At 40.6% G+C, this 16,255-nt stretch carries 15 protein-coding genes; 6 read left to right on the top strand and 9 right to left on the bottom strand.

The annotated features are described in order from the left end of the window. Window positions 1-376 precede the first annotated feature (376 nt). Together F3741_02580 and F3741_02575 are read right to left on the bottom strand one after the other, a co-directional pair. Complete coding sequence (locus tag F3741_02580) at window positions 377-919, bottom strand: HNH endonuclease (GenBank protein ID MZG29684.1); 543 nt, start codon at window positions 917-919, stop codon at window positions 377-379. Window positions 920-1,031: 112 nt separating this feature from the next. Then, on the bottom strand, window positions 1,032-2,450 hold the full coding sequence (locus tag F3741_02575; GenBank protein MZG29683.1) for an FAD-binding oxidoreductase: 1,419 nt from the start codon (window positions 2,448-2,450) through the stop codon (window positions 1,032-1,034). Window positions 2,451-2,973: 523 nt separating this feature from the next. Here F3741_02575 and F3741_02570 point away from each other — a divergent pair. The 3 genes from F3741_02570 to F3741_02560 are packed head-to-tail and all read left to right on the top strand — an operon-like array spanning window position 2,974 to window position 6,227. Next, window positions 2,974-3,921: an AAA domain-containing protein gene (locus F3741_02570; GenBank protein MZG29682.1), complete on the top strand. Its 948-nt coding sequence runs from the start codon at window positions 2,974-2,976 to the stop codon at window positions 3,919-3,921. A 12-nt stretch (window positions 3,922-3,933) separates the two neighbouring features. After that, window positions 3,934-5,766, top strand: a complete 1,833-nt coding sequence (locus F3741_02565; GenBank protein MZG29681.1) for a hypothetical protein — start codon at window positions 3,934-3,936, stop codon at window positions 5,764-5,766. 5 nt (window positions 5,767-5,771) lie between these two features. Continuing rightward, window positions 5,772-6,227 (top strand): GNAT family N-acetyltransferase, encoded by a 456-nt coding sequence (locus F3741_02560; GenBank protein ID MZG29680.1) that lies wholly within the window; start codon window positions 5,772-5,774, stop codon window positions 6,225-6,227. A gap of 17 nt (window positions 6,228-6,244) precedes the next feature. On the opposite strand, the gene F3741_02555 is transcribed toward F3741_02560, so the two are convergent. Then, on the bottom strand, window positions 6,245-6,826 hold the full coding sequence (locus tag F3741_02555; GenBank protein MZG29679.1) for a hypothetical protein: 582 nt from the start codon (window positions 6,824-6,826) through the stop codon (window positions 6,245-6,247). A 203-nt stretch (window positions 6,827-7,029) separates the two neighbouring features. On the opposite strand from F3741_02555, the gene murJ reads away from it, so the two are divergent. Both murJ and thrH read left to right on the top strand, forming a co-directional pair. Further along, window positions 7,030-8,595: a murein biosynthesis integral membrane protein MurJ gene (gene murJ / locus F3741_02550; protein MZG29678.1), complete on the top strand. Its 1,566-nt coding sequence runs from the start codon at window positions 7,030-7,032 to the stop codon at window positions 8,593-8,595. Window positions 8,596-8,631: 36 nt separating this feature from the next. Continuing rightward, window positions 8,632-9,243: a bifunctional phosphoserine phosphatase/homoserine phosphotransferase ThrH gene (gene thrH, locus F3741_02545; GenBank protein MZG29677.1), complete on the top strand. Its 612-nt coding sequence runs from the start codon at window positions 8,632-8,634 to the stop codon at window positions 9,241-9,243. Here thrH and F3741_02540 read toward each other — a convergent pair whose 3' ends face one another. Genes F3741_02540 through F3741_02530 form a run of 3 tightly spaced genes read right to left on the bottom strand, consistent with a single transcriptional unit; the run spans window position 9,244 to window position 11,778 of the window. Further along, entirely contained in the window at window positions 9,244-9,753 is a 510-nt protein-coding gene (locus F3741_02540) for an SH3 domain-containing protein (protein MZG29676.1), read from the bottom strand. Between the two features lie 11 nt (window positions 9,754-9,764). Continuing rightward, complete coding sequence (locus tag F3741_02535) at window positions 9,765-11,282, bottom strand: carboxypeptidase M32 (protein ID MZG29675.1); 1,518 nt, start codon at window positions 11,280-11,282, stop codon at window positions 9,765-9,767. 28 nt (window positions 11,283-11,310) lie between these two features. Continuing rightward, window positions 11,311-11,778: a glycine zipper 2TM domain-containing protein gene (locus tag F3741_02530; protein ID MZG29674.1), complete on the bottom strand. Its 468-nt coding sequence runs from the start codon at window positions 11,776-11,778 to the stop codon at window positions 11,311-11,313. Between the two features lie 504 nt (window positions 11,779-12,282). Here F3741_02530 and F3741_02525 point away from each other — a divergent pair. Next, entirely contained in the window at window positions 12,283-14,283 is a 2,001-nt protein-coding gene (locus F3741_02525) for a c-type cytochrome (protein ID MZG29673.1), read from the top strand. A gap of 34 nt (window positions 14,284-14,317) precedes the next feature. On the opposite strand, the gene F3741_02520 is transcribed toward F3741_02525, so the two are convergent. The 3 genes from F3741_02520 to F3741_02510 are packed head-to-tail and all read right to left on the bottom strand — an operon-like array spanning window position 14,318 to window position 16,229. Next, window positions 14,318-14,584 (bottom strand): hypothetical protein, encoded by a 267-nt coding sequence (locus F3741_02520; GenBank protein MZG29672.1) that lies wholly within the window; start codon window positions 14,582-14,584, stop codon window positions 14,318-14,320. Window positions 14,585-14,597: 13 nt separating this feature from the next. Continuing rightward, window positions 14,598-15,272, bottom strand: a complete 675-nt coding sequence (locus F3741_02515; protein ID MZG29671.1) for a bifunctional 4-hydroxy-2-oxoglutarate aldolase/2-dehydro-3-deoxy-phosphogluconate aldolase — start codon at window positions 15,270-15,272, stop codon at window positions 14,598-14,600. Window positions 15,273-15,278: 6 nt separating this feature from the next. Then, window positions 15,279-16,229, bottom strand: a complete 951-nt coding sequence (locus F3741_02510) for a nucleoid-structuring protein H-NS (protein ID MZG29670.1) — start codon at window positions 16,227-16,229, stop codon at window positions 15,279-15,281. Window positions 16,230-16,255 lie beyond the last annotated feature (26 nt).

Raw genomic sequence — 16,255 nt, 5'->3', positions numbered from 1 at the left:
TATCTATCCAGAATATGTTTTATATAAAATGCGGCTATGGAGAGATTTCGCATGCAGGCTACATATTCAGAAAAAAAGGACCATGTTTTATTTTCTCTCGCACCATGTTCGTCAAGAACACTCTCGAGGTATTCTGTTTCCTGAATCAGGCTGGAGTAAAATTTGCGGGATATATCCTTACCACCCTCAACTTTTTCACAAAACAAGCCACTTACTTTAAAAAATAATCGGGATGGTTCCTGGACAATTTGTAAAAACTCTTCTTCAGTAATAATCTGGATGAGGGATTTTGCTTCCATATGACTTACAATGCACTGGAAAGGGTTGGCATACCAAAAGTTACCTTAGTTTTCAGTATAACCGCATTCGAATTGAGTTAAAAGGCCACAGATTCAACAGAGAATTTTTTAGGCAGATATTTTTGCCAGATCTCGATATGGGAGTCTGGGCCAGATGGGATAACAAAGGGAATATACTGATGTTCCGGTTTTTTAGGGAGTTGAATTAGCTGCATATTCATTTCAAAAGGAGTTCGGTCTCCTTTTTTAAGATTGCATGTTTTACAGGCAACGACAATATTAGTCCAGTTGGTTTTTCCACCGCGTGATTTTGGAACCACATGGTCCACTGTAAGAGGATGATTGGATGTACCACAATACTGGCAGGTGTAATTATCCCGACGAAGGATATTTTTTTTGCTGAAAGCCAAACCCTTCTTACGGTTTCGCCGAACCATTTTCAAGACACGTATCACGGTAGGAAGTTGAAAACTGGTGGAAGGAGTTCGAACTGTATATCCAGCACTATCCAACTCCTCGGCTCTACCACCAAATACCATTGTAATAGCATGGCGTGCACTACAAAACTGGAGCGGTTCGTATGAATAATTCAAAACCAGGCTTTTAAACGAATCGAGCATATTTCCCAACCTCGCAAAGCTGCTTGAACTCTATTGCCAAACCCACATTAATTCGAAAAATTCTACTCCTACACCTTTAAGCTGTCAATAGCAAGAGAAGCAAAAGCGGTTATTATAGAATATTTCCCGCTCCCAGATGGTTTTTGGGGTCCAGACAATATTTAATTTTTTTTAAATCGCTCAAACCCTCTGGCCCAACCATTTTTGCAAAATATTTTTTTTTCAATTTACCTATACCATGTTCTGCGGAAACTGTCCCTCGCCATTTTAATATCTGGTCTGCGATTTGATCATACACTACTTTCGCTTTCTCCATCCTGCTTGATTCTGGCAGAAGATTTATATGCAAATGATTATCCCCTAAATGCCCAAACATAACATAATCCACATCGTTTTCTTCCAGCGTATTCTGGTAAAACCTCATCATTTCTAGAAAGTGATCATCTGGAACGGCCATATCTGTTCCAAGTTTAACTCTGCCAGCGCGACTATTTTCTTCATTTATAATTATTGGTATATCATGCCTGAATTCGTGGAATTTCTGAATATCTTTTGCCTCTTGAGCGAACCATGAATCATCCAGCATGACATTTTCTTCACTCAAAAACTCATACCAGTTTTCCATCGCCAGATCATAATCACTCCGATCAAAGACAGCCTGCTCAAAAAATAAAGCCGCGTTGGAGTTAGAAGGAATATTTGGGTGTTTGCTCATTAACCTTTTTAATGAGTTCTGGTCGAAATATTCTAAAGAACAAGGGTCTATTTTTGTTCCCTTTAATGACCTGATTTTCGGGATCAGTTCCCAGCATAAACTCTCTTTTTCAAAAAACAAAATTCCACTTACAAAGTCATATGGGCTCTTCTCAAGTCGAAGAACAATGTTTGTAAAGATTCCCAGTGTTCCATCTGATCCAATGAATAAGTCCAGCCAGTCCATCTCTGGACGAATATAATATCCAGCCGCATTTTTACAATTAGGACTCTGATAGGAAATTTCTGGAAAAAAAACACTACTGCCATCATCAAAACTCAAGGGTTCGCAAATTTTCAATCCCCTTTTGAGTATTGTTTTTCTTCCATCCACCAAAATAAGCTCTATTTCTTCGACATAATCACGAGTCACTCCATACTTATAGCTCCGTGACCCAGAAGCATTCGTGGCAAGAGTGCCTCCAAGAGAGGCCCATGTTTCTGTAGGGTTGGGCGGATAAAACCAATCAGTAGTTTTTAAAAAACTTTGCAGTTCATTTAAAGTGGTGGCAGCACCAACTTGCACAAATCCTTCGTCCTTTAAATCAATTTTATTTAGTTTCTCCAGCGAAACAATAATACCTTCAGAAGGGATGCGGGAAGCTGTAAGCCCTGTCCCCGCCCCTGCAACTGTTACAGGACGTGTTTCAGTTTTAAGAAAATCTGCAAGCTCTCCTGAAAATTCAGGAATTATAACTTCTTCAGCATTACCCTCAGAATAATTCGAAGCATCTTTCAAATATGGGGAGATGAACTCGGGCTTAGTTTTTCTGATCATTGAATTATCAAAGGTAGTAAAAACCCTGGTAGCCGTTATGTCGTTCAATAAGTTCTAATACTGTATAGACTTTGTCATTTTTCATTTCCGGCTGAGTAAAAATTTGTTTGTTTTCTAGTAGAAAACGTCTGATATAGTCAGCAAAAAAGTCATCGGTTTTTTGACCATGAAGTGTCATGTCATGTATTATTTCTGGATGTAGAATCGTCTTCAGTAGCAGAACCCTGTCGGCGACTCTCTTCCATTTTAGGTTGATTATGAATGAACTTTGCGTATTTGATCATCAAAACCACCATTCCTATTGCAAAGAAAACTGCCAAAGATAAAAATAAGTTTTCCACCCCACCCTCCAGTTAGTCATTTAAATATATTATATCACCACAATAATCTTCATGAAAGCGGGAGAACAAGTTAAGATAAGAGTCCTGCTTGACAGTGGGACTAAAGCATAAGTATCCTGATGTTGCCCAACACAATTTGCCTGTGTTGATTCTTTGAAAAATCTATCGTTAAGGATCAAACATTGAAAACGACTACAAAAAAATCCATAGAAATTGATGGTGTTACTTTACATTTGAGCAAGCCCGACTCGACCCGCCCTGAATGGATTGGACAGGATGAAGTCCTAAAACAAATTGAGGCCTGCTGGATGGTTGTTTCAGAAAAAGATTTTCCTCTCTCTCCAAGAATTACAGGTATGCCTGGAACCGGGAAAACAACCCTGGCAATGGTTGCTGCAAATCAAAGAAAACAGCCCCTGTATATATTTCAATGTACTAGCGACACGCGCCCCGAGGATCTGTTAATAACTCCTGTTTTGTCGGAGCATGGAAAAATTTCCTACCATGCTTCTCCCCTGGTGTGTGCCATGATCGAAGGTGGGATATGTATTCTTGATGAAGGCAATCGTATGAATGAAAAAAGCTGGGCATCGCTTGCCCCCCTTCTTGACCACCGACGTTATGTAGAGTCCATTATTGCTGGAATTCAGATTCACGCTCATAGAGAGTTCCGTGCATGTGTAACAATGAATAACGATGAGTCAACATTTGAGATACCAGATTATATCCTTTCCCGCCTGCAACCCACCTTGCAAATGACGATGCCTAGCTATCAGGATGAGTTGGACATACTTAGATATCATCTTCCATTTTCAGAGGAAGAACTTCTGAAAATGACAACGGACTTCCTGCAGAAATCTCACCAGTTGGAACTGGATTTTTCGCCGCGTGATGGCATCCACATTCTCCAATATGCCTTGAAACGCATCAGTCAAAATAAAGAAAGCCCTTTAGCCAAGGATGAATTATGGAAAGAAGCAGTCAGTAAAGTACTTGGTGAAGAAGCACTTGACCTGGATGCTCTTGCTGCCAGGAATAAAAGAGCTTTGGGAGATGAAAGACTGCCCATGGGACTGGGAGATTTCTTTTTCAATGATGACAGCCCATTGCATCCCGACAGCGATCAATAGGTTTACAAACTAATGAGTCAAATTCTCAAGCTCAGCTCTCGCATCAGCTTTTTGCCTGTGGTGCATGGAAGTGGAAGTTTTGCAAGAGAGATACGTCATCGACTATTATCCAATGCCTATAATTGCCTTGCGGTCGCACTTCCTCCTGAATTCAAACAAACAGTAGAAGAAGGCATCAAAATATTTCCAGGTATTTCACTGAGTTGTCAAGTTGAGAAGGACGGTGCAATGAATTACGTCCCTATTGATCCCAGTCAGCCGTTAATCATGGGATTACGCATTGCCCTGCAAGAGGGAATACCACGACATTTCATTGACTGGAGTACTGAAAGCTATGAAAAAAGAAGCATAGATTTTCCTGACAGCTTTGCTTTGAGCAAGATGTCTTATGAAAAATTAGTCAGTGTGCTTCTTCTAACCCAAAAAAGGCCCAAAGATAAGAGCCAGCACTTTTGGAGAGCCAGATGGATGGCCTACCAGCTTCATCAATTAGAGATGGAATATACAAACATAGTTTGCATATGTTCCATTCTGGATTGGCCTTGGATTAAAGAAGCCTATGATGAAAGGATGGAAGTCAGCCCTCCTAAAAAAGCTGATGGCTTGCCAATATTATATGGAGTTGAAAAACAAACCTTGTTTTTTGCATTAACAGAATTGCCCTATGTCACTTATTTATATGAAAAAAAACGTCAAGATTTGCGTCCTGATAATAATGCCCCAATTGACGGAGTTAAGGAAATACTCCTCCGAGCACGTGAATTATTTATTAAAAAGCACAAGATTCGTTATCACAATCTGACTTCGCAAACTTTCCAGATATTATTGCAATACATTCGCAATCTTACTTTAATGGAGTCCCGTCTTCTTCCAGACCTCTATACTCTCGTTAATTCCGCCAAACAGTTTGGCGGAGACCCTTTTGCCATCGCAGTTTTAGAAGCCGCACGAGAATACCCGTTCGCTCCTGCTGACAAATTACCTGATACGCTTTCACTTGGCATTGATCAGGCTTTGCCTGATGAGGAAGGTGCAAAACCGGTCTCCATGAAAAATCGTTTGTCAGAAACTCATCTCGAGTGGAGAACGCTGAATTTAAAACCAGAGCCCGACATACATACCCAGGAAAAGTGGCAGCATCACTGGGACCCTCATGGACAATGTTCCTGGCCGCCCGAAGATGAAAAAATTGAAAATTTGAATACACATGTGCGCGAACAAACCAAACTACTTTTGAGCCATGATCTGGCACGTACAGAAAAATTCACCTCATCTGTAAAAGACGGTATAGATATCAGGGATACACTTAGACATTGGTATACGGGAGACATATATGTCAAAGAAGTGCCTCCCTCAAGGGGGCAGGTTGAAATTATTGTATTTATATTCGACCCGGATCCCGAGCCCAAAAATTATAGCTGGTGCCAAACCTGGTACGCTGAGCATGATGAGGAATCTACATTATGTTTTTTTTCCACTGAGTATATGAATAATTTGGTTGGACCGGGTATTGGCCAAGCCACTTATGGTGGGTGTATGATGATCTATCCACCCCGCCCTATTCCTGATATCTGGAGAGACCCACGCATACAGTTCTCCGAAACCCTGGAAGAAAGACTGCTTGAAGCTTCTTTTTTTCACTCCCGGGAAACTCATATCACTGTCGTCTCTCCCTGCGCACCACGACTGACATGGAGAAGACTTGCTAAAAAATATGGCAAAAAAATAATTCATATTCCTTTAAAACGTTTTTCAAATCAGACCATAGAGAAAGTAAGGCGATTCCATGTACTGAACGGGAAGAATATCCGTTCCTATGCACAACGATTTATCCAGGACCTGTAAATTAAATGCCGATATATGTTCGCGAAGCCCAGGAAAATGATTTGCCGATATTGGTGCAAAACAACCTGTGTTTAGCGAAAGAAACAGAGGCTTTACAGTTAGACGGAGAAATATTGAGAAAAGGTGTATTGAAAGCCTTGGAAAGAGAAGAATGTCATTATTTTGTTGCTGAGCTTGCCGGGAAAGTGGTGGGACAAATGATGATAACTTATGAATGGAGCGACTGGCGCAATGGACTGATCTGGTGGATGCAAAGTGTATATGTTGTCCCGGAATTTCGTAAACAGGGAGTATTCAGGACTTTATTCAGGCATGTTGAAGAACTTGCGAAAGGCCATCGGCAGGTTAAAGCACTGCGCTTATATGTCATGCATGATAATAATACAGGTCAGAGCACATACAAGAGCCTGGGAATGAAAGACTCCGGTTATATTGTTTTTGAAAAAGAAGGTTTTGATTGAATGAGGTACGTAACAGCTCAGTTTAATTGGCTGGGTTTTTCCAAAGACAAGAAATCTTGATGAAGCGCCACATTACGAGAAAAAGCTTCCTGAACAGCATCCGGGAATACTCGGTCACATTCACTGAGATATTTCATCACAGCAATCATCCAGTCCGACTCATTTGGAGACTCAATGACGGCAATGTTTTCATCCTCGTAATCTTTACAAATTTGATCTGACATCCGAGTTGTTCCTGGCAGAGTGTCTTTCTTTATGATCGTTAGTGGACGAAGAGGATCAATATTTATAATTTCCAACCCCTGATATTGATTTGGAATGTCTTCTTCTACAAACTCCTCTATTGGGATTCCATTCACGTTGGTGAGCCCCGGTTGAGCTAATGAAGCAATATAAATAGGGACTCTTTTTATGGAAGCCTGCTCTGCATAGCCTTCACGAAGTATCGTTTCTTTATTCTCAGTTTGTCCAAAAACAACAAAATCCCAGCGACCATAAGTCAACCTTTTTTGTTTTTGAATAATGACGGTTTTTTCATAGGCCTTTACGAGCTTTTCGTAAACTTTTTGGTCTTTAGTCCTGACTTTAATTTTTGGCATTGAGTTACCTGATAAAAAAACTTACCAAAAACAATTATAACATGCGATGAGTCTTCAAGAATTAAGAGATGACAAAATTTTTACGCTAATGAATAATAAGCGTTATTTTAAATATTTTGGCAATATGGAACTTCAGCTTTGCTATACTAGAATGAGAAAAAACCGCGCTTTTAATAAGTCCCACCTGTAAATATCCTTACTTAATGGAAAGCAATAAGAAAATAAGTAAAGCAGCAGGTACTGTAAGTGGAATGACACTGTTATCCAGAATTTTCGGATTTCTGCGCGATATGGTCATTGCTATGGCTTTTGGTTCTTCCGCATCTGCTGATGCCTTTTTTGTAGCATTTCGAATCCCTAATATGCAGCGTAGAATATTAGGTGAAGGAGCGGTAACAGCTGCTTTCATACCTGTTTTTACCGAGACTCTGACGCAGAAAGGTGAGTCTGCCGCATGGAAATTGACCGCAAATTTATTCAATATCCTGCTTGTAATTTTATCTGCAGTGTCCTTACTGATTTTAGTATTTTCTCCTGCGGTTATTACTGTTTTTGCCCCTGGATTTCTTGATGAGCCGGGAAAGTTTGAATTAACTGTCAAGCTGACTCGCTGGATGGCCCCTTATTTATTTTTCATTGGTTTGGCCGCTTTTTGCATGGGCATACTCAATTCTCTTAAAGTATTTGCCCTACCTGCAGCTGCCCCAATATTACAAAATATAAGCATGATTGTGTCAGTTCTTGTCATTGCCCCACTAATGGATGAACCGATTATGGGTCTTGCCATTGGTGTTGTGGTCGGTGGGGCACTTCAACTATTAGTTCAGCTGCCAACTGTATTTAAAAAAGGTATGTGGCTGGAAATGAGTTTTGATTTCAGGCAGGAAGAAGTTGTCAAAATAGCCCGGTTGATGGGACCCGTTATATTCGGCCTGGCTGTTTATGAGTTGAATATTATGATTGATACCTTGATCGCCTCCATGCTTCCAGGCGGGTCAATTTCATATCTATATTATGGAAACAGATTAGTGCAATTACCGCTAGGTATATTTGCGGTGGCGTTGAGCGTGGCCCTTCTGCCCACATTATCAAGCCAGGCCGCAAAGGGAGATCTTAAAGAGTTGGTAAAAACTATTGGTTTCAGCATCCGGCTCATCCTCTTTATAACAATACCAGCCACAATTGGATTGATCATTCTTAGAGAGCCCATCATTAATACGATATGGGAACGAGGAGAGTTCCTGACAACTACCACTGAAGGCACAGCCATTGCCCTGCTTTATTATTCGGTTGGTCTATGCGCTTATTCGGGAATAAAAGTTATCGCGCCGGCCTTTTACTCCCTTCAAGACACTAAAACCCCAGCCAAAATAGGTATTTATGCCATGGTACTCAACATAGTATTAAATCTCATTTTAATGAAGCCTTTGCAGCATGGTGGTTTAGCACTGGCAACTTCCATAGCAGCCATATTTAATGTTGCTATGTTGATCTACCATTTAAGAAAGCGTCTGGGCCTGATGGGGGGAAGGAAAATATTACGTTCAACGATTAAAATGTTTGCTGCCTCACTGGCAATGGGTGCGGCCACTTTTGTTTGTCGGGAAAGCTTTTTTAATGTCACAGACTCAATTTCAATTCGTTTGATTGCTTTGACCGCTTGCATAACTGTCGGAATACTGGTATATGCCTTAATCTCTCATTACACAAAAAACGAAGAATGGCATTTTCTTCTGGAAATGAGAAAGAAAAAACAGATGCCTGTTTAAATTATGTCCACCAACATGTAAAAAAGGATACCCCCTATGCTCGTGACCTGCTTGGATTTAGAAGGAGTTCTAGTTCCAGAAATCTGGATTGCTTTCGCTGAAAAAACTGGCATTGAAAAATTGCGCCTTACTACCAGGGATATCCCCGACTACAATGAATTGATGCAGGGACGGCTCAAAATTCTCAACGATAACAACCTCAAGCTTTCTGATATAAAAGAAGTCATAGGAGGGATCGAGCCTCTTCCAGGTGCAAAAGAGTTTTTATCCTGGCTGGAAAGTGAATTCCAGGTCATAATTCTTTCTGATACTTTTAATCAATTTGCCGGGCCTTTGATGGCACAACTGGACTACCCTACTCTGTTTTGCCATGATCTGGTTGTTGATGATGCCGGGAAAATTGTCGACTACCGTTTACGGATTCCGGATGCAAAAACCAAAGCAGTGGCGGCACTGAAGGGACTTAACCTGAAAGTCATCGCGGCTGGAGATTCATACAATGATACAGGAATGTTGAAAGAAGCCCATGCCGGGATATTATTCAGAGCACCCGATAATGTTGTACAAGAGTTTCCCCAGTTTCCAGTAACTCGAACCTACGAAGAATTTAAAACAGCTATTCTTGAAGCCAGTAAAAAACTGGCTTGATTATTTTATTTCTGAATCAAGAAGTTTGCTTCCTATCCACCCTATATGGGGCGGCTTTCCGGGTTCTGTCTTGGCGGTGATTTTTGACCACTTTCCTTTTTGGTCAAGAACTTCTACCTGAGTATCACGAGTAAGGACATATAGAATTTTGCCTGTCTTGGTACTGGGTTTATCTCGCAAATTAGCAAAACTCACATTCACCTTAAAAAGCAATTTAAAATCCTTATCTTTTGCTACTTTAAGTGGAGCTTCTTTAATTGCTTCTTTAGGTATCAGGTCCTGTAATTTAATATCCAATTTTGTCACAGCGACCACTATAAATATCAAACCTAACAAAGTAATTCGAATAAAGGTCTGGAATTTGTTCAAACCTTTATCTGGATAAGGCTCTGGAGGTTCAGGAGGGTCGCATTGGATACAAAAATATCCCGGTGCAGGCAAAAGTGTTCCGCATACGTCACAGTATTGAAGCTTTCGTTTTAACTTGGGATAAGTTGCACCAGATTGCATAGTTTTGAAACTCAATTAAGCCGGTAAATTTGACTATATTTATTTTTTAAATATTTAATGAAGCAATCAGGATTGAGGTTTTCTCCTGTAACCTGTCGAACCAAAGCTGGAACTGATAACAACCTGCCCTGCTGATGAATTTTGGCACCAAGCCAGCCCCTTATAAGAGCCAGATTTCCTTCTTCGACCTGTTTTTCAATATCAGGTATTTCCTGCTTTAAGGCTTGATAAAACTGGCTGGCATATATGGCACCCAGCGTATAAGAAGGGAAATAGCCAAAAGCTCCTCCGCTCCAATGCGTATCCTGTAATACTCCGAGAGTGTCTGTTGGCGGCATGACCCCTAGATATTCTACCATTTTTGCATTCCACAACTCTGGTAAATCCTCAACCTTTATTGACTCGTCAAATAATCCTTTTTCCAATTCATAACGCAAAATGACATGCATGGGGTAAGTCACTTCATCTGCTTCAACTCTAATCAATGAAGGCTGACTCACATTAACTGCCTCATAAAACTTTTCTGTAGAGATGTTTGTGAAATTGTTCGGGAATGTATTTGCCAGCAACGGCAGGTATCGTGCACAAAAGGGTTTTCCCTGCGCAACCATACGTTCCCAGAACAACGATTGAGACTCATGAACGGCCATAGTCAAAGCTTCAGATACAGGGAGGTCGCGACCATCCTGCATACGTCCCTGTTCATAAAGACCATGTCCGGTTTCATGTATGACAGCATATAGTGATTCGACAAAGTTATCTTCCCGGTAACGAGTGGTAATGCGTACGTCTGTGGGGTGACTGCCTCCACAAAATGGATGTACCGAGACATCCATCCGTCCTTTGTCAAATATGAATCCCATTTCTTCACTTATTTTTCGACCCAGTGCTTCCTGTTCTTCAATCGGAAAATGGCCCTCTAGAATGGCAGTGTCTGGCTTGTAACCTGAGTCTTGTATGGATTTAATTAACGGGATGAGTTCAGCTTTAAGCTTATCGAACACGGGAGTGATTTCAGTTTGTGAGGTTCCTCTTTCATAAACATCTATATTAGCGTCATAAGCCTGCATATCAGGGAATACATATCCTGCCCATTTAATTTTCAAATCCACTAACCTTTTTAAGGCAGGGGCAAAATCTGAAAATTTATTTTCAGACCTGGCTTTCACCCAAATCTGATGTGCCCGGGAAGATAACTCGGCCAATTCAGTAACCAGTTCTTTCGGGGTCCGTGTTGCCATATCAAAATCCCGTCGGGCTTCACTAATATTGCACCATTCAAAATCATTAAATTCACCTTCATTTTTCTCGGGAAGCTGTTCCAGCAATTTACCCATTTCAGGGTGAGTGGTCTTTTCATGCAGGACTCCTGCCAGGGTTCCAAGTTGCTGGGCACGAGACTCTGCCGCACCGGAAGGCATCATAACTTCCTGATCCCAATGCAAGATACCCATAATCCCACCCAACCTGTTATTCTCTTGTAATCTTTGGACCAGCGCAGAGTAGGCCTCTTTTATTCCTTCATTCATTTTCTCGTATCAAATTATAAGTTAATGATTATTTTTGACTTCTGTCCCGGACAATACGCACCTTGCCTGAATCCATAATCAGAACTCTTTCGCCCGCTTTGAGGTCTTCATCATTCACCTGGACAATTGAATAAGGCTCACCTTCATCCGGCTGGATAATAAATTCGGAAGCATCACCACTCGTGATCACGTCTTCTGTTGCATGGCCCATAACTCCACCAACTACAGCGCCTCCCAGCGCACCCAAAGCACGTGTCGCAGTATTTCCTCCCAGTGTTGATCCGGCAAGCCCCCCTACGGTAGCTCCCGCTACAGCACCGGCTCCTGATTCGGTTCCTTTAATTTCCACATCTCTAACAGAAATAATTACACCCTTCTTAAAATATTGAGGAGAGCCCATTTCACTTCGATCATAAGTAGAACCAGAATGCAGCGAACAACCAGAAACAGATAGAAGAAGGATTATGATTAATAACGCTGTTAAATTTTTATACATTGCACACTCCTTGAAATTTTCTCTGGAATTATTCGGACCCACACCATCGCAAGATAAAATGAAAGGCTGTTTGCAGTCTATTATAATAATATCAAATCCACAGGTATTTATGGAATCCGATAAATAGTCTCTTGACTACCAAATGTTTATCCTTCTATTCCTGTCCTCAATAGATTTTTTGTCATCTATCAGTCATGTAAAATCATCAAATATATCTGTTTTGCGACGAGTGTATCCTTGACTTTTCAAAGGGCTTTTCCTATTATTGATAACAGTTCTCAATTTAAATCAAAGTCTTCCGTCCATAAATCCTCCTTATAATAGCTCAATAATACTTTGAAGGATTACCACATGCTGTTTAAAAAACAAAACTCACAGATCCTGAGGTCTGTTTTTTTTAAAATATTCATAATTTGGTCACTTTTTTTTAGCCAGTCTATTTATTTATTGGACCATGCTGAGGCTGCAAACGAGCAGACAATAGATAGAGTGAAAAAAATTGTCATGATGTTAAACATTGCGGCCAAAGAATTTGAAGAAGGTGTGGTGGATGGCCAAATTGTAGTGCCACCGGAATATGAAGAAAGCCAGGTATTTTTACAACAGGCAATTGAAAGGTTTGAAAGAGTTTCCTCTGAAATAAAAGATCCCCCAAAAAAAGAAGATCTAAAAAATCGTTTCACCTCAATGGCGACTATGGTCAAAGATAAGGTGGATTCGCAGTTAGTTTGGAAAGAAGTCAATAATATTAACTCTGATTTACTGGCAACATTTAATATCAATATCAATAAAATGCCTGTTTCCCCTGTTTCATTGGGAAACGGTAAAAAAATATTTGAGTCAAATTGTTCAGTTTGTCATGGAGTCAAGGGAAACGGAGATGGCCCTATGGCAAGCCAGTTTGATCCACCCCCTGCTGTTTTATCCGATCCTAAGCTTACCGGAGACGCCAACACAACCGCATACGACAATTTTGAGGTCATTAATGTAGGAATTGCCAACACCGCAATGATGGCCTGGTCCGGTGCGCTGTCAGAGACTGAGATCTGGGATGTTACCTACTACATCAGAACTTTTTCTAATGATAATTTAACACTCCCGCCTGTTAATATTGAACTCGAGGCGATGGAATCAGCGGGAGATTCTGAATCTGGAGCGGCCGACCAGGTGATCAGTGAAGTGCGTGGTCTTCTCGAAAATAGTTTGAAGATGTATAAATCCGGCCAGGTGGAAGATGCCGCAGAGATGGCTTTTGATGCCTATCTGATATATGAAAAAATTGAATCCAACCTTATTACCAAGGACAAGGATCTGGGTATCAATTTGGAATCGGCCTTCAGTAGATTCCGGGCAGAAATAAAGCGAAATGCTCCACTTAAAGATGTTGAATCACTACACAAAGAAATCAATCTCGATCTGGCAAAGGGTTTAGAATTACTTAAAAGTAAAGTCGGTTTTACAGGTATGTTTTTTCAGTCTTTCTCCATCATTGTTAGAGAAGGGTTTGAAGCTATCCTCATTATTGCCGCATTAATTGCCTTTTTAGTTAAATCCCGCAATCAGGCGCGTGTTAAATCCATTTACATTGGGGTGATTGCGGGTATTCTTGCAAGTTTTGCCACCGCTTATATCGTCCATGAAGTCCTCCATTTGAGCATGGCTAACCAGGAACTGCTGGAAGGCTGGATAATGTTAATCGCTGTTGTGGTTTTATTCTGGGTCAGTTATTGGCTGGTCTCAAAAATCGAAAACAAAAAATGGCAGAGTTATATAAATAAGAAAATGGTTGGTGCTTTGTCAAAGGGCAATACTTTCACCCTGGGTGCGGTGGCATTCATTTCAGTTTATCGGGAAGGGTTTGAGACGGTACTTTTTTATAAAGCTCTGTTTTTATACGCAGGTGATGAAACAGGCGGAATAATACCTGGATTTTTGGGTGGATGTGCTGTTTTAGGTATTGTCTTTTATTTAATCAATACATTGGGCATGAGAATTCCTATTAAATGGTTTTTTGGATTTACCAGTGTGCTTTTGTATTACATGGCGTTCACATTCATGGGGCGAGGTCTCCATGAGTTGCAAATGGGCGAACAAATTTCAATGACAGCGGCTAACTTTTTGCCATCAATTTCATGGCTTGGCATGTATCCAACCTGGGAAACATTCATTGGCCAGGGAATACTGTTTGGAGCTTTTGTGTTTGCGCTGATTTACACTTTCGTATTTCAAGCTGAGGCTGATTCCTCTCATTTAAAGGAGGAAACCTCTCAACTACAATTAAATATCAACTCAATCCACGACCTTATTGAACATATATCCCAACACGCCAAACGAAGTATGGCTTTCCTCAAAGACACTCCAGACAAGGACCTGCAAGAGCTTACAAATCATTTAAAAGAAATTGATATCAGAACTCACGAGCTGGTTGGGCAGGTAAAACATTTAGAAAACGAGCTTCAAGATGAATACGAAAAGCTCGCTAAAAAGGGGTTGGCAGATAAATAGAAGCGGGTAATTATAGAAAGAGTTAAAAAACTGATTAATGGATGTACCGCTTTTCTTTATTGGAGGTATGAGCGGGAAAAGACTGGTCACGATTTATCATATCCATTTTTTTATATTCTTCCCAGTTATCCCTGAACAAGTTAAATCCGACATAATCTAACGCTTGCATGATTTCCAGTTCAGAAATCTTTCCTTCTCCACCATCTATTTCACGAATCACATCTTCCAACTGTTCACAAAGGTTTGAAAACCGCTCTTCGTCTTCAAACATCATAAAATCTTTCATAAAGTCAAAGGACATCCCCGAATTCCCCCTAATTGGAGTGTTTTGTATTATCTACAATATTTATATTAGAATAAATTTTATTTACTGCAAGTATAAATTCTTCAATTTCTTTCTGTATCACAGAAAACGCCTTATCTGCCATACGCTTTGTGGAAAAAATTGACCCTCCCAATGCTACTGCTGAAGCCCCTGCAGAAAAATAATCCGGTATGTTTTCAGGATTTACTCCCCCTACTGCCATAAGCTTGATCTGCTCAAATGGCCCCTTTAATAGCTTGATATAGTCAGGCCCCATTTGAGAAGCAGGAAAGACTTTTACCATGGTAGCGCCTAACCGCCATGCTTTTTCAATTTCCGTGGGGGTTAAGGCTCCGGGGAAATAAGCTAGTTTATTTTTATTACAATATTCTGCAACTTCTTCATTCAGGTTTGGAGCTACAATGAATTTTGCTCCTGCGTCAATTACCTGTTCAGTGGATTCAGCGGATAATACAGTTCCAGCCCCTATGCAAAAATCTGGAAACAACTTAACAGACTGCTTAATGAGAAGAAGGGCATCAGGCGTGTTGAGAGTGATTTCAAGAAAACGAAGCCCCCCCTCGTATGCTGCTTGAAGGACTCCCTGCAGAGAATCTTTGTCAACTCCCCGTATAATTCCCATTACGGGCTCTTGCTCAAATAAAGTCAGGTCAAATTCAGCCATATTGGCCTAGACGTTGGCCTCTGATGTCAGCTTGTTATAGAATTCCAGGTATTCGTCTTTTTTATCCGAATTTCTAAGTTTCATAGCAGCACGTGGATGCAGATCCAGAATTCCGGTAATAACGTAAGGTATTGTGTAACCCCATTCGACATTTTCTCGCAACTCAACAAAATCACTTTGCAAAACTTGTAATATTGGTCTGATGTCGAATTTAGGATTTTTCAAAAAACCTAATAATAATTCCAAAGGACAGTTTCCAGCGGCTCTTCCTATTCCCCAAATGGTTCCATCCAAATAGTTAATATTTTGAATGATTGACTCAATCGTGTTGGCAAAAGCAAGCTGCTGGTTATTATGAGCGTGAATACCTAGCTCGCGGGTTGGCAATGCAGACTTATATTTTTTAGCTAGATAAGCAATTTGTTCAGAGTATAGTGCACCGAAACTATCGACCAGATAAACAACATCCACAGTACTTTCCTTTTCTATCTGTTCCAGCGCTTCATCCAATTCCCTTTCCCTGGCGTGTGACACAGCCATGATATTAATGGTGGTTTCATAACCTTTAGCGTTCAGTGTGTTAACAAGGTCAATAGCCTTATCAATATCTTTGACATAAGAGGCAACCCTCATCATGTCCACATAACTCTCAGACTTAGGGATAAGTGCGTTGGGATCAAATCGTCCAATATCAGCCATGACAGAAATCTTGCATTTTTTTTCAGTATCCCCGACAATGTTTTCAAGGTCCTGTTCTGTACAAAATTTCATGGGGCCAAATTCACCACGTTTAAACTGATTCTCGTCTGCCTTGTAACCCAGTTCAATATAATCAACACCAGATTGATTAACTGCGTTAAAAACCCTGCGGACAAGATCATCGCTGAACAGGTGATTGTTCATCAATCCCCCGTCGCGAATGGTGCAATCTAATACTTTAATCTCTTTTCGGTACATGATCTTAAATCTCCTAACGGGGGCCG

Source organism: Nitrospinota bacterium (assembly GCA_009873635.1).
GTDB lineage: Bacteria > Nitrospinota > Nitrospinia > Nitrospinales > VA-1 > LS-NOB.
Note: the sequence above shows the minus strand (reverse complement) of the source record. Positions and strands in the feature narration are given on the sequence as shown.